Origin of the sequence: Salinimicrobium sediminilitoris (genome assembly GCF_020866905.1) — a bacterium.
In the GTDB taxonomy this organism is placed as follows: Bacteria; Bacteroidota; Bacteroidia; order Flavobacteriales; family Flavobacteriaceae; genus Salinimicrobium; species Salinimicrobium sediminilitoris.
This window is the reverse complement of record NZ_JAIVCC010000002.1, coordinates 105,112-125,288: the sequence shown is the minus strand read 5'-3', so window position 1 is coordinate 125,288 and position 20,177 is coordinate 105,112. Positions and strand designations below refer to the sequence as shown.

The 20,177-nt window shown below is 39.0% G+C and carries 18 protein-coding genes and 2 tRNA genes; 11 read left to right on the top strand and 9 right to left on the bottom strand.

Features of this window, described 5'->3' with window-relative positions; genetic code table 11:
- The first annotated feature begins 74 nt into the window (after positions 1 to 74).
- From LA313_RS02345 to LA313_RS02335, 3 genes are all read left to right on the top strand, one after another.
- A tRNA-Ser gene (locus LA313_RS02345) sits at positions 75 to 159 on the top strand.
- 109 nt (positions 160 to 268) lie between these two features.
- Positions 269 to 343 (top strand) — tRNA-Pro (locus LA313_RS02340).
- 216 nt (positions 344 to 559) lie between these two features.
- Positions 560 to 1,825 (top strand): site-specific integrase, encoded by a 1,266-nt coding sequence (locus LA313_RS02335; protein WP_228913005.1) that lies wholly within the window; start codon positions 560 to 562, stop codon positions 1,823 to 1,825.
- Between the two features lie 938 nt (positions 1,826 to 2,763).
- Here the strand turns inward: LA313_RS02335 and LA313_RS02330 are convergent.
- Both LA313_RS02330 and LA313_RS02325 read right to left on the bottom strand, forming a co-directional pair.
- Positions 2,764 to 3,489 (bottom strand): LytR/AlgR family response regulator transcription factor, encoded by a 726-nt coding sequence (locus LA313_RS02330; RefSeq protein WP_228913004.1) that lies wholly within the window; start codon positions 3,487 to 3,489, stop codon positions 2,764 to 2,766.
- Positions 3,482 to 4,558, bottom strand: coding sequence for a sensor histidine kinase (locus LA313_RS02325; protein ID WP_228913003.1), 1,077 nt, complete (start codon positions 4,556 to 4,558; stop codon positions 3,482 to 3,484). Before LA313_RS02325 ends, LA313_RS02330 begins: the two co-directional genes overlap by 8 nt.
- A 215-nt stretch (positions 4,559 to 4,773) precedes the next feature.
- Here LA313_RS02325 and LA313_RS02320 point away from each other — a divergent pair, with 215 nt between their 5' ends.
- From LA313_RS02320 to LA313_RS02295, 6 genes are all read left to right on the top strand, one after another.
- Positions 4,774 to 5,199, top strand: coding sequence for a MotA/TolQ/ExbB proton channel family protein (locus tag LA313_RS02320; protein WP_228913002.1), 426 nt, complete (start codon positions 4,774 to 4,776; stop codon positions 5,197 to 5,199).
- Positions 5,200 to 5,252: 53 nt separating this feature from the next.
- On the top strand, positions 5,253 to 6,341 hold the full coding sequence (locus LA313_RS02315) for a serine hydrolase domain-containing protein (RefSeq protein WP_228913001.1): 1,089 nt from the start codon (positions 5,253 to 5,255) through the stop codon (positions 6,339 to 6,341).
- Between the two features lie 169 nt (positions 6,342 to 6,510).
- The gene (locus LA313_RS02310) at positions 6,511 to 6,900 is read left to right on the top strand and encodes a VOC family protein (RefSeq protein WP_228913000.1); all 390 of its coding nucleotides are present in this window, start codon (positions 6,511 to 6,513) and stop codon (positions 6,898 to 6,900) included.
- Positions 6,901 to 7,139: 239 nt separating this feature from the next.
- Positions 7,140 to 9,200, top strand: a complete 2,061-nt coding sequence (locus LA313_RS02305; RefSeq protein ID WP_228912999.1) for a lamin tail domain-containing protein — start codon at positions 7,140 to 7,142, stop codon at positions 9,198 to 9,200.
- Positions 9,201 to 9,367: 167 nt separating this feature from the next.
- Complete coding sequence (locus LA313_RS02300; RefSeq protein ID WP_228912998.1) at positions 9,368 to 10,063, top strand: DUF6799 domain-containing protein; 696 nt, start codon at positions 9,368 to 9,370, stop codon at positions 10,061 to 10,063.
- Positions 10,064 to 10,121: 58 nt separating this feature from the next.
- Positions 10,122 to 11,027 (top strand): hypothetical protein, encoded by a 906-nt coding sequence (locus LA313_RS02295; protein ID WP_228912997.1) that lies wholly within the window; start codon positions 10,122 to 10,124, stop codon positions 11,025 to 11,027.
- 618 nt (positions 11,028 to 11,645) lie between these two features.
- Here LA313_RS02295 and LA313_RS02290 read toward each other — a convergent pair.
- On the bottom strand, positions 11,646 to 12,779 hold the full coding sequence (locus LA313_RS02290; RefSeq protein ID WP_228912996.1) for a hypothetical protein: 1,134 nt from the start codon (positions 12,777 to 12,779) through the stop codon (positions 11,646 to 11,648).
- A 429-nt stretch (positions 12,780 to 13,208) separates the two neighbouring features.
- On the opposite strand from LA313_RS02290, the gene LA313_RS02285 reads away from it, so the two are divergent.
- Positions 13,209 to 13,820 (top strand): Crp/Fnr family transcriptional regulator, encoded by a 612-nt coding sequence (locus tag LA313_RS02285; RefSeq protein WP_228912995.1) that lies wholly within the window; start codon positions 13,209 to 13,211, stop codon positions 13,818 to 13,820.
- 202 nt (positions 13,821 to 14,022) lie between these two features.
- Positions 14,023 to 14,844, top strand: coding sequence for a glycosyltransferase family 2 protein (locus LA313_RS02280; RefSeq protein ID WP_228912994.1), 822 nt, complete (start codon positions 14,023 to 14,025; stop codon positions 14,842 to 14,844).
- Positions 14,845 to 14,853: 9 nt separating this feature from the next.
- Here the strand turns inward: LA313_RS02280 and LA313_RS02275 are convergent, their stop codons facing one another.
- The 6 genes from LA313_RS02275 to tsaD are packed head-to-tail and all read right to left on the bottom strand — an operon-like array spanning position 14,854 to position 20,059.
- Positions 14,854 to 16,029, bottom strand: coding sequence for a THUMP-like domain-containing protein (locus LA313_RS02275; protein ID WP_228912993.1), 1,176 nt, complete (start codon positions 16,027 to 16,029; stop codon positions 14,854 to 14,856).
- Positions 16,030 to 17,118, bottom strand: coding sequence for an AI-2E family transporter (locus LA313_RS02270; protein ID WP_228912992.1), 1,089 nt, complete (start codon positions 17,116 to 17,118; stop codon positions 16,030 to 16,032). It abuts the gene before it with no gap.
- A gap of 19 nt (positions 17,119 to 17,137) precedes the next feature.
- Positions 17,138 to 17,650, bottom strand: a complete 513-nt coding sequence (locus LA313_RS02265; protein ID WP_228912991.1) for a TrmH family RNA methyltransferase — start codon at positions 17,648 to 17,650, stop codon at positions 17,138 to 17,140.
- Positions 17,650 to 18,294, bottom strand: a complete 645-nt coding sequence (locus LA313_RS02260; RefSeq protein ID WP_228913573.1) for a DUF4159 domain-containing protein — start codon at positions 18,292 to 18,294, stop codon at positions 17,650 to 17,652. The genes LA313_RS02265 and LA313_RS02260 overlap by 1 nt, the downstream gene beginning before the upstream one ends.
- A gap of 25 nt (positions 18,295 to 18,319) precedes the next feature.
- Positions 18,320 to 19,033: a 16S rRNA (uracil(1498)-N(3))-methyltransferase gene (locus LA313_RS02255; protein ID WP_228912990.1), complete on the bottom strand. Its 714-nt coding sequence runs from the start codon at positions 19,031 to 19,033 to the stop codon at positions 18,320 to 18,322.
- 3 nt (positions 19,034 to 19,036) lie between these two features.
- The gene (gene tsaD / locus LA313_RS02250; RefSeq protein ID WP_228912989.1) at positions 19,037 to 20,059 is read right to left on the bottom strand and encodes a tRNA (adenosine(37)-N6)-threonylcarbamoyltransferase complex transferase subunit TsaD; all 1,023 of its coding nucleotides are present in this window, start codon (positions 20,057 to 20,059) and stop codon (positions 19,037 to 19,039) included.
- Between the last annotated feature and the right edge of the window lie 118 nt (positions 20,060 to 20,177).

The window sequence follows — 20,177 nt, the reverse complement described above, 5'->3', positions numbered from 1 at the left end:
TAAAAAGGTTTGCAGAAATGTATATGAACACATACATTTGCAACCGCAAAATATTTGCAAGTTCATTACTAAAAGGAGAGTTGCCAGAGTGGTTAATGGAGCAGTTTGCTAAACTGTCGACGAGCAATTGTCGCGTGAGTTCGAATCTCACACTCTCCGCTGAATAGTTCAAGGTTTTTGGTTTCAAGTTCAAGGTTCCAGTAATAGGAATCTTTAAATTATGACAACCTGGAACTTTAAACTTTGAATTAAGAGCGAAGCTCTTACTCGGGGTGTAGCGTAGCCCGGTTATCGCGCCTGCTTTGGGAGCAGGAGGCCGCAGGTTCGAATCCTGCCACCCCGACGAACCTCCATATATGGAGTATTAAAAACCCTGTAAATCCTTGATTTACGGGGTTTTTCATTTTTAACAGTATCATATAATATCATTAAATATGATAAGTTTGGTGAATGATTCGGTGAACGATTTGTTAAGCCAAATTCTCTATCTTTCTAAGGCATAAAGTTGAAATTTTAGCTCGTCTGCAATTAATCTATTGTTCAACTAAAGACGTTCAAAATGCCTGATTTTACTACATTCTCCGTTCTTTTCTTCGTTAGAAAAACTAGCGCAGACACTTCAAAATTTTTAATTTATGCACGAATCACTGTTGATGGAAAACGTGCAGAAATCAGTCTAAAAAGATCCATTCCGGTGAATAAATGGGATCCAAAAAAGGGAAGAGGAAGAGGGTCTGGACAAGATGTAAGAGTATTGAACCAGTACTTAGACCAAGTTTATACCAGGTTACTGGAATGCCATAAGCAGCTCTGTTCAGAAAATAAGAAGATATCTGCCTTAAATATCAAGGCACGCTACCTGGGCAATGATAAAGAGCATAAGAGCCTCCTGGAGCTTCTCAAGTACCATGACTCTCACATGAAGACTATCCTGAAGAAGGGAACACTAAAAAATTATGGAACAACAGAGATCTATGTTAAAGAATTTCTGGTAAAAGAAAAAAATATAAATGATCTCCATCTAAACGAGGTCAACTACCGGTTCATTACTGATTTCGAAAATTTCCTGAGAACCTATTCAGCCAGGATCAGCCGGAAGACTTGTGGAAATAATGGAACCATGAAGCATTTGGAGCGGCTAAAGAAAATGCTCAATCTGGCAGTTAAGATCGGGTGGATGACAAAGAATCCTTTTGACAGCTTTAAATTTCGATTTGAGAAATATGAGAGGCAGTATTTGTCTAAAAGAGAACTGGAAATTTTAGAGGCTACAACTTTTACTCGCTCTTCATTGGAAAAGGTAAAAGATATTTTTGTTTTTTCCTGTTACTCGGGTCTTTCCTATGTTGATATTAAAGAATTAGTACCTGACCAAATAGTAAAGGGAATAGATGGTATTAACTGGATCTACACCAAACGGCAAAAAACAAATGAAACGGTAAAAGTTCCACTTTTACCCAAAGCTCAGGAGATTCTTTCTTTGTATTTAAAAGAAAATGATACTCCCAATTCTGAAACCCTGTTCCCAGTCTTTTCTAACCAAAAGGTAAACAAGTACTTGAAAGAGATTATGGAGCAATTAAATATAAGGAAGATCATCACCTTTCATTCGGCCCGTCACACTTTTGCCACAACCATTACTTTGTCGAATGGAGTTCCCATAGAAACAGTCTCTAAACTTCTTGGCCACACCAAACTCTCAACTACACAAATCTACGCTCGGGTCCTGGAGACTAAAGTCAGTTCGGATATGTTGCTGTTGAAAGAAAAAATTGAAGCAAACGAAGCGAAGCGAAGTGCTGCAAGCCCAAATCTACCCAACTAATACTATGTTGTGAGGCAGGTTTAAAAGAAGGATTTTTATTAGGCTCTTTGTGAGATTCGGCAAAAACTTTTTGCTATAAATATCTCTTTTTGTTTGCGACCACCGGGAGCAATCATTTTTGTGCCCACAGGCACACATCTTGAATTAAAAGTTTAAAAAGAAGAAAACCTGATGAAACTTTTAAAGTAGAGTAGTTAAAAAATATCCTAAACTTGCCATCAGTTATTTGAGGTTGAAATACTAAAAATAGTTATTAAAGAATGTACCCTATTACGGGATAGATCCAGGACTTGATTCAATGAAAGATTTGTGAGTTTCAAAACAGAAAATAGAATTTATAATTTTATTCATTATCTTTAAAAAGCAAAAAGGAGCAAATAATATTTTTTCTTTAAGTTCTTAGAAATAAGTGAATGATTCGGTGAATGAATCATAGATTTACGCGTTAAGTCGTTGAAAATAAATAGTTTATTCTTTGTGAGAATATCCTGCCACCCCGACAAATCAAAGCCCTGCACGAAAGTGAAGGGCTTTTTTGTTTTAACCGAGACCCGAACTTGTTCGAGGTCGAAGGATGAAACAAAAAAGACCGTGCAGGCGACAGCCTGCGGGCTTTGTTTTAGTTCCACCCCCACAGGATCACCGACCGCAGGGAGGTAATCCTGAAGGTAGAAGTGGGGAGTTAAAATTACGCACTGATAGTTAAAAAATTACTCAAGATTTAAACTTGCTCACAAGCCGAAAGAACAGCAAAAAAAGACCGTGCAGGCGCTAGTCTGCGCAGGGCTTTGAGTGGTTCCACCCCCACAGGATCACCGACCGCAGGGAGGTAATCCTGAGATACACCCGAATTTGCTCACAAGCCGAAAGAACAACAAAAAAGACTGTGCAGGCGCCAGCCTGCGGGCATTGTTTTAGTTACACCCCTGTATGATTGCTTAGTCCAGAGACCACTTTTCAAGTTTATCTAGAACAGAAGATTTATAGCTCCTGCTTATAGGTATTGCTTTTCCTTTGATTTCAAGATACTCATTGGTATAAGATTCCAAAGCAGCTAAAGAAACAATAAAGGAGCGATGGGTGCGGATAAAACCAGACTCCGGTAGTTCTTTTTCAATGTTGCTCATAGTTTCCCTTATTACAATTTTATCGGTGCGGGTGTGGATCCTTAGGTAATCGTTTAGGCTTTCGATATAACAGATTTCAGGAAAATTTATTTTGATCATTTTACGGTCTGATCTTACGAACATGAAATCATTCTGCATTTCCTGCTTTTCCTGCACCTGCAGCTGGTGGTTCTTAAAATGAACATTGTAAAAGGAGTTCACCGCTCTAAATAGTCTATCAAAGGAAATTGGCTTTAGTAAATAATCTACAGCCTGGAGATCGAATCCGTCTACAGCATATTCCCTGTACGCGGTAGTGAAGATAATTTTAATATCCTTACTGATGGTTCGTGCAAAGGAAAGACCAGAAATTTCGGACATATTGATATCCAGAAATATTAGGTCCACCTTATGTGCATCTATTAAAGTAAAAGCTTCGTTTGCTCCGGCACAGGAACCCACAATGGTGATATTGTCAATCTTTGACAGGTGTTCTGCTATGATCTCCCTGGCTGTAGGCTCATCATCTACAATTATACAGGCAATTTTTTCAACCATGTGGTAATGATTTTAAATAGTTTAAGGAAAGTTGTGCTTCAAAAGAATTTGCATTCCTGTGGAGGCTAAGGTCAAAATTTTTCCCGTAAAGTAATTCCAGGCGTTTTTCAAGGTTAGTCAGTCCTAATCCATTTTGCCGTCGGGAATTTTCCAGATCTTTAGTGGAATTTTTTACGTTAAACCACAATTTCTCATCATCAATTGTAAGATCGATTTGAATAGTCAGTTTTCCATCTGTAATTTCTCCATGTTTAAAGCTGTTTTCTACTAACGGAATGAGCAACATAGGTGCAATGTTGATATTAGTGAGCTCTGCCGGAAAATTCATCACCACAGATAAACTATTCCGAAACCTGGTCTTTTCCAAAGCAATATAATCCTTTATATGATCTATCTCGCTGTCGAGACTCACCCACGGCTTATCTACCTGATACAACAAATAATCCAACAGGTTTGATAATTTTAGGATCATATCGGGGGTTTCTTCAGATTTCTTTAGAGCATGACCATACATTGTGTTAAGGGTATTGAACAGGAAATGAGGATGGACCTGCATTTTTAGATAATGCAGTTCCTGTTCCTTCAGCTTTAACTGTGCCTCCAGGATCTTATTTTCAAGGGTTTTATTTTCAGCTTCAGAAGAATAATTCTGCTTCAGGAGGATGAAAGCACTTACAGCAACCACCACGAGATAAACCAGGGTCATCATAAAAAGGAGGCTTCGGCTAACGGCAGGCATTCCGCGGTAATTCATATTCATTATGAAAACTAATCCGTAAAATATGGAGATAACAATGGCAAATGCAGATATAATTAAGGTGTAAACGCTATAAAGGCTGAACAAAAGATATTTTTTCCGAAGCAGGAAGCGGGGTATAAGGTAATAGATAACTGTGTACGTGGTAATCATCGTTACCGGAAGCAGGAAAATCGAAAAGGAACCGGCGTATTTGAGATCCTCATTTGAACTTCCAAGGAGGTAAGAGAAAAAAAGAAGTACCAACAGCCAGAAAAAGGCATGCAGCAAAATTTTCCTGAAAAAGAAATGTAGGTACCGGTTTAGCATCATAAAAGCTACAATATCTAATTTATTTGAGAATTATAACTTCTTTCTGCGATAAACGACTGTTTTAATACCTTTTTTAACTGTCAGCGAAAAGAGTACGACCATTTGAAGTGCCTATGCCGTTAAAAAAGGGTTCCAAACCGTAGTTCACCTTTTTTTTCGGGCGGCATCAGGAAAAGTCTATAGATTTGGCTAAACCAACATTAAAAATCACGGACATGACAGCCATAGCGATTCAACAGGAAGTTCAAAGAAGTATTTTCGAGGAATTAGGAAGAAGATTGGAGGAAGGAGGATTTTTCATAATGATGTTGATATTAATTGTAGGTATCTTGGGGATCATACTGCTGGTAAGAGGTATCTTTTTTGCCCGTAACAAAAACCCCCGACTTTTGAAAATGATCATCCTGATAAATTCTCTTGGACTTTTTGCCCTGGTACTCGGAATTTTCGGACAATTAATAAAACTTATAAATACCCTGGACTATCTTAGTTCTTTTGAAGATACCACTCCCCGGGATTTCGCAGATGGTTTAAAAATGACCATGTTACCAACTCTTTTCGGCGCTTTTATATTTCTTGTGACAAGGTTTTCTACCATTGTTTTAAACTGGATAAAACCACTCTCGGAAAATGACATTTGAAAGCCTGCTCTTTCCTAAAAAACGTCACTTTATAATTTTTAAAAATAACAATCATGAAAAATATTTTCATTCCTCTACTCTTCCTTGCGATGGGTGGGCTGGCAAATGCACAAAACATTCAAAGACTTGAAAAAGTGGACAGCCTGTTCAATATTCTTGAGAACAATGAAATGGCCATGGGAAGTATATCCATTTTTTCGAAAGGGAAAGAGGTCTACCAACGTTCCATAGGTTACTCAGAGTTGGAAAATGCTTCGGAAGCAGATGCAGCAACCATCTATAGAATTGGTTCAATAACAAAAACCTTTACCGCCGTTGTGATCATGCAACTAATTGAAGAAGACAGGTTAAAACCTGATACTTTTTTGCAACAATTTTTTCCGCAGATTCCAAATTCAGATAAAATAACCATTAACCATTTATTAAGGCATCAAAGCGGTTTATTTAATGTGACAGATGATGAAGATTTCAGGTCCTGGATGCTGAAGCCTCAGAGCAGGGAAGCCATGCTGAACCGGTTCGTCAAAAACGGAATTCTTTTTGAACCTGCGGAAAAAGCTCAATATTCCAATACGAATTATTTATTGCTTTCGTATATAGCTGAAGATGTTGAGGACAAAACATTTGCCGAAATTGTAGAGGAAAGGATTATTAAGAAACTTGACCTAAAAAACACCTTTTACGGAGGTAAAATTAACCCTGAAAATAATGAGGCTCGCTCCTATGTCAAATCTGAGGACGCATGGCAGGTAACTCCCGAAACAGATATGAGCGTACCCATGGGTGCAGGAGGTCTGGTTTCGACACCCAAAGATCTTAATATTTTTTTCTACCACTTATTCGAAGGAAATCTGGTATCAGAAATTTCTTTAGAAGCCATGAAAAATACAGAAAATGGAATTGGTTCAGGGATAATGAAACTTCCGTTTAACAACATGGAGGTGTACGGCCATGGTGGCGGCATAGATGGGTTTTCATCTATTGCAGTTCATTTTCCCGGGCAGAAGTTAACTGCAGCATATACTGCCAATGCTTCAGATTATCCTATGCAGAACCTGTTCCAGGTTATAATTAAAATTGTACTGGGTTTTGAGTATGAACTTCCGGAAAGCTTACTGGCCGACTCCACGCCTCAGAATTAAAGCCAGCTAATGGCTCAATCTTTTAAACAATTTTTCCGCTTCCTCTCCTTTATGTATTTGTAAAATTTTAATAATCAAATATTTATAATTAATTTATGTAACAATTTTATCTTTACAAGTCTTCCACCGACTATTTTTGTATTAATGTTTAACTTCTAAATATTTAAATATGAAATCAAAAAATCCTGTTGTTTGGTTTGAAATTTATGTTGACGACCTTGAGCGAGCAAAGAAGTTTTATGAACACGTACTGGAGGTAAAATTAAATGAACTTCCATCGTCTAGTGACAGTAACGATGAAATGAAAATGTTGGCTTTTCCAATGGAAATGGAAGAGGATGGTGCAAGTGGAGCCCTGGTTAAAATGACAGGCGTTGGTGCAGGCGGAAATTCTACCATCATTTATTTTAGAAGTGAAGATTGTGCTGTTGAGGAAAAAAGGATTTCAAATGCCGGAGGAAAAATATTCAAGCCTAAAATGTCAATTGGGGAATATGGTTTCATAGTCCTGGCCTATGATACAGAAGGTAATATGTTCGGAGTTCATTCACAGGTATAAAAACCATTTAATAATTTGATTACAAATTAAATATTATTCTTCAAACAACATACTGATTGTTCAAAGCAAATTGAAATTTTGTAAGTAGAAAATAGAACCATCTTAATAGTTCAAAAGAGATTAAATCCCGTACCACCGGTGACATTTGTTACCCCTTAAATACATGCTGTAGTTTACCTTTAATTGAGGTTCTCAATTAGAACCTTTTATATTATAGTGTTAAACTAAAATAGGAGGTTATGAAAAAATTTTTACTTCTGGTACTGTGGATTGTGCCGGTACTAATGCCAGACAAGATTTGGAGCCAGGTGAACGAATTTCCTTATCCGGAAGGATTCGAACAAACCTTTATGAACCAAAATGAAAATTTTATTCCGAACTGGTTCGGAAACCAAGTAGACGGGACAAGAATTTTTCAGGAAGATAATTTTACAAAATCTGGAGATCATTCTCTGGGGCTCTGGCCTGTAGTAGAAGAGGGGGAAGATGAGGAAGAGGTGGAGATCTTTACCCAGGTTCATCTTGATCTTAGTGGCATGGAGAATGTCGCGGCCAGGTTTTGGGTTGCTACGCGTGCCACAGGAGCCATGAAACATGTCAAATTATTCATGCAGGTTTCAACAGATGGTGGTCTTAGCTTTGGATCCAGAGTCCTTATGGGTTCAGATCACCGTGGCTTCAACAATGTGGATTCCGATTTTACAGAATTTGTCTATGCCTTGCATCCTGAGGCATTTGACAATTCCAATGTGATGTTGCGCTTCCTGACCAAAGCAGGAGCCCGTAAAGGGACCGCTGCAAAGGTTTTGATCGATGATGTATATATCTATGCGGCCGAGCATGATATATTTCCTCCGCTTGCCCTTGAGCCCAAGCCATTAAGTATAAATCAAATAAGCATTAAATTCAGTGAACCGGTAAATAGCACTGCCCTGAATGTTTCAAATTATAGTCTGAATTCAATTCCTGTAGAAGGGATGGCTGAAATTTCTCCTGAAGGAGATGTGGTTATCCTCAATTTAACTTCTCCCATTGCTATTGGAAAGTATTATGAACTTGGAATAGCCAATATTGAGGATTTGGCAGGTAATGTAGTGTTACCAATGACCTCAGAAATTATTTACAATCCCCTGCAGGAAGGATTGGTGATCACAGAGATCATGTATGATGAACCTCCTGCAGAACATAATGACAATCTTGAATTCATTGAATTATATAATGTTACCGATGCGCCTATTGAACTGGGTGGTCTAAGGATCAAAGGAGGGATTACCAGTGGGCGCTTACCTGAATATACCCTTGAACCCGGCGCATATTGGATCACTGCCAAAAATGCCACAGTTTTTACCGATTTCTTCGGAATTCCTGCTTATGAATGGCACGGAGCGAATCTCAGCAATGACGAACCCGAAACGATTTACATTATTAACACCGATCATCATTCTGATGTTCAAATAGACCTGGTAACCTATAGTGTGGGTTCGCCATGGCCTGAAGGTGCTGCCGGCGGTGGCTACTCAATGGTGCTTTGCGATGCTACTTTGGATAACAACGACCCATTAAATTGGAGTGAAGCTACACAATTTGCAGGTACATATAATGAAAATAAAATCTATGCAAGTCCCGGAAAAGGTTGTTGTACTTCTGAAATTTTGGTGGATGCCGGACCGGATAAAATTGTGTATACCGGATTGCCTGAAAAATTTAGCTGTACTGAATTATCTGTAATGGTTTCAGGAGGAACACCTCCATACACCTACAGTTGGACATCGTTGCCTGCTTCAGGCAAACCTAAAGTGCAGGTTTGTCCTGCAGTCACCACGAAATATATAGTGACGGTCACAGATGCAGAAGGCTGCTCTGGTATTGATGAGATTACTGTTCTAGTGTCAAATATTTCAGGGAAAGATAAAATCGAATTGTGTTATTCCGGAAGAACCTTAAGAGTACCACCGGCTGCAGTAAAAAATTACCTTTCTAAAGGAGCTGAACTGGGATCTTGTGAAACGGTTACCTCAATTGCAGGTTTAGGAGAGGAAATGGTTGAGATCAATATTTTTCCAAATCCATCAACCGGTCCCGTAAATTTTTCTTTCAAGCCTCTTGTTCCGGCTGAGGCTGCTGCTAAGATTGTGAATTTCAGTGGACAAAATATGAGAACCCTATTTTCAGGTAAGGTGTTGGCCAATAGAGAATACAATTTTGATTTGAATGCCGGATCTTGGCCAGCCGGAATCTACTTTTTTATTGTAAAAACCGAAGGACATACTTACTCACGACAGTTTTTATTAAGGAAATGATTAGGCGGGTTTCTAAAAAGATAATTACAGCCAGAAAACAAGCTGATCCACAAAGGTAACTCCTTTATAGATTCGCAGTGGTATTTGTTCCTTTTGAAGGTAACATAGGTCACTAAATATTCTTCATTTATTGAGTAGCTTAATTAGATAATTAAAATATGTGTAAAATGAAAAAGCTATTGATTTTATTGGCGTTTCTGGTCATTACCCCAACTATAAGTGAGGCTCAGGACCAGGTAAAAGATCAGGATCGGGATCAAACCAGACTAATGATGGTAGATGGGGATCTACTACAAATAAGGGATCGGGATCAGGTTCGGTTGAAGGACAAAATTACCCTTAATGACGGTACGGTGCTTAGTACCAATGGTCGTTATGTAACAAGGGATGGTGATAAATTACGGTTAAGAGATGGGGAATGTCTCGACATGGACGGCGTTAAATACAATAACGAATACCAGTACAGGTTTAAGGTAATGCAGGAAAATAAAGGTCTTTCTCAGGAACAAATGAGAGAAAGAAACCAGAACCGTACACAGTTAGTGATGATGGATGGTGAGGTTTATCAGGTAAAGAATCAGGAGCAGAGCCGGGTTCAAAATCAGTTAGCTCTCAATAATGGTGCAACGATTAATCCTGATGGCACCTATCAAATGAGGGATCAAAAACAACTAAGACTCCGGGATGGGGAATGTCTTAACCTGGATGGACAAAAATATCAAAACATTCTGCAGCATAGAAAAATGGTCATGCAGAAGAATATGAATCAACAAAAGAATATGAACAAACCGCCAATGCAAAAAAAGGTTCAGAAAAATATGCAAAAGGGTGCTACTGCAGCCAATAAAAAAAGGAATAATTAAAAAGGATATGTAAAAGAGAGTTTTCCCGAAAACTCTCTTTTACATTTTTAACTGAAACATGAAAATTATTATCACATTTTTCCTGTTACTTATGGTGGTTCAGGGAAATCTAAAAGCTCAAACTCCCGAAGGGTCTACCTCAGATTTTTCCTATTTTCTTGGGGATTTAAGCTATATAAATGATGCTGTTTTTATGGGACGCAGGGATTCTATTGCAGCCCCATACGCTTATGCTTCAATGGGTTATTTTGACAAGTCGGGATTTTATGGAAACGCTTCCGCATCATATTTGGTTTCTTCGGCGGAAGAAAGATTTGATCTGTTCCTGATTAGCGCCGGATACCTTTTAACAAACAAAAATTTTACTGTAGGAATTTCAGGTACTAAGTATTTTTTTGATGATGAAAGTTATAATGTCCTATCTGAAATTGAAGGAGACATTACTGGTTTGGTGAGTTATGATTTCAGGGTTACAGAACTTACTCTTAGTGGAGCCAGTTATTTTAGTAGTAGCAGCTCTCCCGATTTTACAGTGAATTTGATGATCGATCGAAATTTTTATGCGATCAACAAAAAATTGGTAATTAGCCCAGCTCTTATTCTAAGCGCCGGAACCCAATACTTTTATGAAGAGTATTATAATACCAGCAGACTTGGCAACCGAAAAGGAGGGGGAAGCGAACAGCAGGGACCAGGAAATGGACCCGGCGGACCGGCCATGATGCAATCTGAAGTTATTAATGTGAGCATATCTGAAGCATCAGAATTTAATATCCTGAACATCGAAGCACAACTTCCTTTACAGTACTACTACAAATCCTTTATTTTTTCTTTCACACCTATGGTGTCATTTCCCCAAACCAGTGCTACAATTACAACAGAGAGTGCTGTTTATAAGGAAGACCTGGAAAGTGTTTTCTACTGGTCTGCCGGAATTAGTTACTGGATCCAGTCTGGAAAATAACTACAGACAATCAGCTTAAAGACTTTTTATTATACCTAAACAGAGGCTAAGAAGTAACAATAGAGATAGTTAGAGGATTCCTGAAGATTAAAAATTCAAGGAATTGGAGCTAAAAAAATCCGGCCCGCAGGTAATTGCGGGCCGATACTATTCTATTTAATTCTGAAGTATAATTATTTAATCAACATGCATAGCGGGAATGTAGCCCGGGAAATTGATCTTGTTCAAGAAATTTACTAAAATTAAAAATTGAAATCCTGAAAGGATAGAAGGAGATTAATTGTAAGTTATAAATTCAGGTTTATATTTCTATTGTTCCTTCTTTTAATTAGTTTAAAGCTGGGGGATTGATTATGATGAAGTGATTATATAAAAGGACAAAGGCCTCATTTAAACGTCTTAAATCCAATTGAGTTATTATTGATGGGTAGAGGTTCCTTTTGGATAGAAATGGTTCAGAAGGATGGTTGCTGGGAGAGCAATAGGCATCATTTTATTAAATTACAAGGGAAGCTTTTCGATTATCCCATTCCTTTAAAAATAAAATCCGGGATTTTACCAACCCCGGATTAAGATTTCTGTATTATTAACAGTAACTAAGTAGATTATTTACGACTGTTACCTTCTGCCACCTTGGTTACCTTTACCGCCGCTGTTACCACCTCCGGCACCACTATTGCCGCTGCCGCTGCCTTTTTGATCAGTTAGCTTTACATCTATGTAGGTTAAATTATAATCAGGAAGAATTCCTGTTATTCCACCGCCTGAATCAGGTTCCGCAGTTATGGTGATTTCTTCTCCTTCCTCTTTTGGTACTACAAAGGTTACTTCATCAAATTCAGTATTTAAATCAGGAATGGGAGCATTAGAATCCAGCACAAAAGTAATTCTATAGGTGCCTTCTCCGTCACCGGTTTTACGAGTCACCCAGTTGTACCCATAGATCACTTTTCCCTGTACATTAATTTCTGCACTATAACCAGAAGGTCCATCAATATTTTCCCATACTCCACCTTCAAATAACGGTGTACTAATATCACCTTCCCAGGAGGAGGTAGTAGAATTCCAGTCTAAAGAAGGAGGTTGATTTCCTGGTAATTCATTGATCTTTTGTATCACCAGCTTAGCCATACCTGAATAAACTGTTGCAACAGGACTTTGGTAGATAACTGCCTGTGGTCCTGCTTCACTTCCTATTGTTTGAGCGCCCCAGACTTCTGTCAAACCAGATTGGCTTTCATCTTCGATTTTCATCGTATAAGCTTTCATGGGATAATCTAAAACCTTAGATAGAACTACTTCCACCCTAATTTGTGAACCATATGGCCAGTCTTTTGCTTCAAGGTTATCCCCCCAGTCAATACTGCTAATGCTAAGCAATTCCAGGTCATTTGTTGGATTTGTTTCGTCAATTGATGCAGCGAGAGGATCAAAAGATTCCGCCTGCCAGGTATTAAGAGGATCATTTTGAACATAATAATCAAAGCCATCTGCAGTAAAGTAAAGTCCATTGAAGACATCTTCACCAAAAGTTCCGCGAAGCGGTTTGGTAACACCATCCGACCAGATTACGGGAAATGATAGGTTATTTCCTGTTTTTTCAGCAGCGGGAGCCTTTTTTCCACCTGGAGCAGTAATAATAGCTTTAGCATCTAAGCTTTGGGTTTCAAGCTCTTCTTTTTCATATCCAGTAAAAGAGATCATGAGCACGGCAAGAAGTGCCGATTTTAAAATGGTAAGTCCTACTTTCATTAGATAATCGATTTTTATGGTTATTATTAATTATTATATATTAAGTTAAAGAACAGTTTATGGCTCCGAAATAACTAATACACCCTTGTGTAAAGACTAAAGTTCTTTAATTGAAGATTAAAATCACTCATTTAAGGACTGATATGGCATGCTCGCATAGCAACTAAAGGATCAAATTAGTTGTTGCCCCCTCATTTTTAATTTAATTTGAAGAATCGATCTCAGTAGAATCATTGTTATTTAAATCTTAAAATAGTTAAATTGTTGTTACATAATATGTTGCGAATAAAAGAATGATTTTTATCATGTCCAATGAAGACATTTAATACTATTTTCCTTCTTAAATAGAGTTACTATTAAAAATCATCACTATGGAAATCGTGAATTTTACAAGCCCGTGTTTTCCTCCCCAAATTTTTCAACCTTTCTGTGAAAAAAGCGATGGTTTATTTTTTAAGAAAGGGGCAATCGATTTATCAGGAAGGTAGTACCCCATTGGGAGCTTACTTTGTAGAAAAAGGGAAAGTAAAAATTAGTAAAACAGGAAGCCTTGGAAAAGAGAAAATTGTGAAGATTGCTATCCATCCCGAATTACTTAGTTTTTCTGACCTTTTCTCCCACCGAAAATATACAACCTCTGCCGAGACCCTCGAAGAGACTTATCTTTTGTTCCTTTCTAAAGAGGATTTCTGGAAAGTTGTAAATAATAATCAGGAAATATTCTCTTATCTGCTTTGTCGGCTTGCAGAAGATATAAACAGGATCGAGGAAACAGTTACCGATCTGGCTTATAAACCTGTGAGAGGCCGTCTTGCCGATGCAATTTTATCCCTGGTTGATTCTTTCAACGGCACCGACGGCTCCTCCCATTCAATCTGCCTAACCCGAACCGATCTTGCAGGATATGTAGGTACGGTAAAGGAGACTGTAAACAGACTGTTATCTGAATTGAAAGAGGAGAAGATCATTTCCACTCTGGGTAGTCGCATAGATATTCACGATAGGGAGAAACTCAATAAGATAAGCAAGCTCTATAATTAGATACCAAATGATCGAAAATCCCTGCATGGAATTGTTTTAACTCAACATGTTTTTCTTAGAATTAATTCTCAACTCTAACCCCAGAGAGAATATAAATATGATCTAAATTGTTTACCCTATTTAATCCTTTTCTGCCTAAATTTGTACTCCAAACAGGAAAAGAATAACTGTTATTTTTCTAATTTTAAACCAAATCACTTTTTTGGATCTGGAACCCTCATACCAATCACGATTTGACGCACTTCATTGTTGTGTCCTTATTCCTACATACAATAACCACAAGACCTTGCAGAGGGTAATTGATGAAGTGTACAATTACACCAAAAACATCATAGTGGTGAATGACGGTTCCACCGATAATACCGAACGCATCCTCGAAAATTATTCTTTTCTGAAGGTGATCAATATTCCGGTAAACAAAGGAAAAGGTAATGCGCTGAAAAGAGGCTTTAAGGAAGCTCAAAAAATGGGTTACAAGTATGCCATTTCAATGGATTCCGATGGGCAGCACTTCCCCGATGATCTTCATGTATTTCTTGATGCCCTGGAAGAACACATTACTTCCCAACCCGACCTTTTGGTTATTGGTTCCCGAAAAATGGACGATCCTACCGTGCCCGATAAAAGTAGTATTGGAAACCGCTTTTCTACCTTTTGGTATTGGGTGGAAACCGGAATAAAATTGAAAGACACTCAATGTGGTTACAGGCTTTACCCTCTTGAGGCTGTAAACTCTCTCTCTTTATACACCTCCAGGTTTGAACTGGAGATCGAAGTGATCGTAAAAGCAGCGTGGAGCGGGGTGAAGGTGATCAATCTTCCTGTGAAGGTACTTTATGACCCTCAGGAAAGGGTCACGCATTTCAAGCCCTGGCAGGATGTGGCAAGAATTACACTATTGAATATTTACTTTGTTTTTGTTGCAGCTTTCTACATTGCACCCCGTAATCTTCTGCGGAAGTTTCGATCATCAAAAGAAAATTCTCCAAAAAAGACGGTGTCTAATGAAGTTCACCTGGAATAGTCTTCCTAATTAGCTTTTTTGACACACCAGCACCACTTTTTCTTCATTCTTAAGGGTAGTAAAGAATAAGTAAGAATCCCCTCCTTCTTTTAATTGGAGTTGCTTCCTAAGGTCTGCAACTGTTTCAGGAAAATTGCGGGTGGAGATATTGGCTTTTTTTAACTGCAGCTTCTTCTTTAGCTGTTTTTTTCTGAAAGGCAGTACCTGTAGGATCTTAAAACGCCTTCCGGGGAATTCTACAGGTTTTTCTGAAGTAAACAGCTGGGTGTTGGGATGAAGTTTATTAAGTCCAAGATCCTTTCCTAAGGCAGCAAATAGACCGCTTTTCATTATTGCTGCATTGGGTTCATACAGAAATTCCTCAGGATCCTGGTAATTTTCAGGAAGATTTTGCCCAAAAGAACTTTCATAGATCTGCTCTCCTTTCTTCTGAAAATTCACCGTTTTAACCCGGATTACTTCCGAAGCATTTTTCTTCAGGATCCAAAGCAGTTCTTTTACATCATTTTCGACAGCGACAACATGGATTTCATGGACATTCTCTAACTCGTTAAGCCCGGCCTGCAGGTCGAGCAGGGGAGAGGTCTTCACGAGGATATTGTTTGCCTTCTCCTGAAGTAATTTTATGTGTTCGGGAACATTGGGTAAACATTCAGAAAGGAAAAAGACCCGCCCTCCCGCTTCGTCTCGGCGGGAAGGATCAATGTAGATCCAATCGAATTTTTCAGTCGTTTTTTTTAGAAATCCAATTCCATCCCCGGCTTCAGAAATGACATTTCTGGCATTCAGTATTTGAAAATTATGAGAAGCGATTTCCTGCAGTTCAGGATTAAGTTCAAAATGTCTTACTGTTTTTACCTTATTCGCAAAGTAATAGCTATCTATTCCAAACCCCCCGGTAAGATCCAGAAGCCTGTCACCTTCAATTAAAGAAGCTTTGTATTTTGCAGTGATTTCAGAAGAAGTTTGCTCCAAATTAACGTTGGGAGGATAAATGATCTCACGGGTTTGGAACCAGAGTGGTAATTTTTTCTCTGCTCTTTTTTTTCCTGAAAGCTGCACCAAAAGCTCTTGGGTAGAAATACCTTCAAAAGGACTACCCTGAAATGCCATTTTTGACACCTCAGTTTTATAGTTGTTCTCTAAAAACTCCTGAACCTCGTTATTTAGAAGTTTCCGGTTCAATTATAGATCCCTTGTTAATCGTTTTACGATCTTATATTCACTTAAAGATTCTTTAGCAATCACCTTGATCGCGGTATAGAAAGGCACAGCAACCACCATTCCCAATATTCCTGAAGTTAATCCCGCTATAAGAATTACCAGGAAGATCTCCAGGGGATGGGACCGTACACTGGCCCCGAAAATAAGGGGCTGATTAATAAAATTATCGATCAACTGACAAATAAGATACCCGGACATTACATACATAAGCTGCGGCAGAATAATTGTTTGGAAGTCGGCTCCCAGGTTGCTGGAAATGACAAAAAGCGAAACTAAAATTCCGGCTATAATTGGTCCCAGGTAGGGCACGATATTCAGAAATGCGCAGATGAAGGCAATAGCAATTGGATTATTGATCTCGAACAGAGATAACAAAATGCTGTATAAAATAAAGAGAACCGTGATTTGCATGGTGAGCCCGACGAAATAGCGGGATAATAACACTTTGATCTTATTGAAGACCCGCTGGAACTTATCTTCGTGGCCTTTATTGGCAAAAACCAATATACTGTTGAGCATTAGGCGGCTGTCCTTGAGAAAGAAGAAGGAAATAAATATTATGGAAAAAATTGCGATCACTCCCGCTCCTAAAATTCCAAAGAAATTATTAAGATATCTTGGGATGGTAGAAAGATCAAAATTTCTTACAAATTCTGTTTGTTTGATGCCTTCAATGATGTTGATCTCTTCAACCCCAAGATAATTGTTGATCTGGTTATTTAACTCGTTCAAATCCCGGGTAAAAGCGTCCATATCTATTTGTCCCAGGTTTTTACTCTGTTCCACTACGATAGGAATAAAAATGGTGATCAAGCCAATGAAACTGCTTAAAACCAGCAGTAATACAATTACCACCGCAAATTTATTAGGTATCTTTAAATGATTTTTCAGGAAAAGTACGACTGGTCGGCCCACAAGTGAGATCACCCCGGCAATAGCAATGTATACCAGTACAGACTGTATGAGATATAGAAAATAAAGAAGAAAAACCACCCCCAGTATTATGGCAATGGCGCGGAGGATTCCGTAGGAAAGTTCTTTTTCGTTCACGGGGTAAATATATTATTTCTCATTGAACTGGCTGCAGCCTTTTTGTGATTTCAAAAAGTGCTATTGCCCCAGCATGAGTAACATTCATGCTGCTGTTATCTCCAAACATTTCAATATGAAGCAGATCATCGGCCATTTCCAGGATTTCTTTTTTGACTCCCCGGCTTTCATTTCCCAGCACCAGGGCCACTTTCTCCTGATCCTGAAAATTACTTTCCTGAACCGGAATACTTCCCGATGCCACTTCCAGGGCCAGAATTTTATATCCTTCAGTTTTTAATTCCCTGCAAACAGCTTCGGAATTTTCCTGTTCCTCAAAAAGCACATTTTTTATTGTAGCCCTGGCTGTTCTCTTCAACCTGTTACTTTTTAAATCTACCGGGCTTTCACAAAAGATAAGCTTCTCAATTCCAAAGGCATCGGCCAGCCTAAAAAGGCTGCCCATATTCGCCGGACTTGAAATTCCATCAAGAATAAGAACAATAGGGAATTTTTTCTTTTCGAAAGTAGTGGAATCGTGTGTTGCCTGCATTAGTTGGAAAAAGCAAATTTTACAATGTTTGCTCCCATTTGAAGAGCCTTTAATCTCACCTCTTCTGGATCATTGTGCACCTGTGGATCTTCCCAGCCATCACTAAGATCGGTTTCAAAGGTAAACAGGCACAGAAGCCTTCCATTTTCAAAAATGCCAAAGGCCTGCGGACGAAGTCCGTCGTGTCCATGGATCTTTGGCAGGCCATTGGGATAATTAAATGCTGCAGAAAAAATGGGATGGGAGGCGGGAAGTTCCTCGAGCTCTTTTTCAGGAAAAACTTTTTTAAGTTCCCTCCGAATGAATTCATTCATTCCGTAATTGTCATCGATGTGCAAAAATCCTCCTCCCAGGAGGTAATTCCGAAGATTTAATGCGTCTTCATCACTAAAGAACACATTGCCATGACCGGTCATAAAGATCAATGGATACTGGAAAATGTCTGTACTGCCCGGTTCCACCGCCCCGGGTTGGGGGTCAATTGACGTCTTAATATTTTCGTTACTAAACTGTATAAGATTGGGAACCGCAGTAGGGTTGCTGTACCAATCGCCGCCACCGCCGTATTTAAGGACTGCCACCTGCTGCGCCTGTAGATTTACGGCGAAAAAAGTAAATATGAAAAATAGCAGCACTTTGTTCATGTCTCTAAAATAGCAAAAAGGAATGTTATTCTTCTTCATTGATCAATGCAGCCGTATGGCAGGCCACCACAGCTGCGGTTTCAGTTCTTAACCTGCTGTTTCCAAGGCTTACCGGTTTCCAGCCTGCTTCTAATGCCATTTTGATCTCTTCGGGGGAAAAATCTCCTTCGGGACCGATTAAAATGGTCGCCGAAATGCCTTTTTTGAGACTCCCTGAAAGTAATTTTCTTGGCATGGAATCTTCACAATGTGCAATAAACCTCGCTTCGGGATGATCTTTCTCTATAAAATCCTTAAAACTGATTGGTTCATGCAACACCGGAAACCTGGTGTGCAGGGACTGCTTTAGAGCACTCTGGATCACTCTTTGAAAGCGTTCAGATTTCACGACTTTACGTTCACTGTGATTACAAATCACCGGCGTGATCTCCTGGATCCCAATCTCTGTGGCCTTTTCCAGGAACCACTCATAACGATCGTTCATTTTTGTAGGGGCTACCGCAAGGTGTAAATGATATGATGCCGGTGCCTCCTTTTCAGTTTTCAAAATGCGGGCCGTACAGTTATTGGCTTCGGCCAGGGTGATTTCTGTTTTGAAGATCCAGCCTTTCCCGTTGGTGAGGTGCAGGCGGTCCCCTTCACGCTTTCTAAGGACCTTCACAATATGTTTGCTCTCCTCCCTGGAAAAGCGAACTTCCTTATGATCTTCAGTTACTTCAGGATGAAAAAAGAGCTGCATGGTTTACATTTTAATTCTTGCTGTGGCGGTTACTCCAAGATCGGCAAAATCTTCAGAAATAAATTTGTAATGGCCGGCAATGGCGATCATCGCTGCATTATCTGTAGTATACTCGAATTTTGGAATATATGTTTTCCAGCCGTATTTAGCCTGTGCTTCCACAAGGGTTTTCCTGATACCACTGTTGGCCGATACGCCTCCCGCAATGGCAATTTCTTTTATACCCGTTTGTTTCACTGCTTTTTTTAGTTTATCCATAAGAATATTAATTATGGTGTGCTGAATTGAAGCGCAGATATCCTCAATGTTTTCTTCAATAAACTTAGGGTCTTCCTTTAACTGTTTCTGAATAAAGTAAAGAATAGAGGTTTTTAAACCGCTGAAGCTAAAGTTCAAACCTTCCACTTTTGGTTTGGGAAAAGGAAATGCTTTTGGATTACCCTTTTGAGCATTTTTATCTACTAAAGGACCACCGGGATAGGGAAGACCAAGGATCTTTGCACTTTTATCAAAAGCTTCTCCCACTGCATCGTCCAGCGTTTCTCCAATTACTTCCATTTTAAAATAGTCTAAAACTTTTACGATCTGGGTGTGACCCCCGCTTATTGTTAGAGCAAGAAATGGGAACTTTGGTTTTTGAAAATCTTCCTCCTCAATAAAGTGGGCGAGGATGTGAGCCTGCATATGGTTAACGTCCAAAAGCGGGATATTAAGCCCTAAGGAAAGTGATTTTGCAAAAGAGGTTCCTACCAAAAGAGAACCCATTAAACCGGGACCCCGTGTAAAAGCAATTGCAGAAAGATCTTCTTTCGTTACTCCGGCCCTGGAAAGAGCTTCATGAATTACGGGTACAATGTTCTGTTGGTGAGCTCTGGAAGCCAGCTCGGGCACCACCCCCCCATACTTTTGGTGGACCTCTTGAGTCGCCACAACATTAGATAGAATTTTACCATTATGAAGTACTGCGGCAGCAGTATCATCACAGGATGATTCAATGCCGAGTATGTAAATATTTTGTACTGCCATCCCTAGTATTTAGGCCCGAAAATTGTTAATATTGTTCGCAAAGTTATAACTAAAAAAACTATCAGAAAATTCTGGAAAATACTAGGTAAAGCGCTGCTCTCTCTGCTGCTTATTTTCA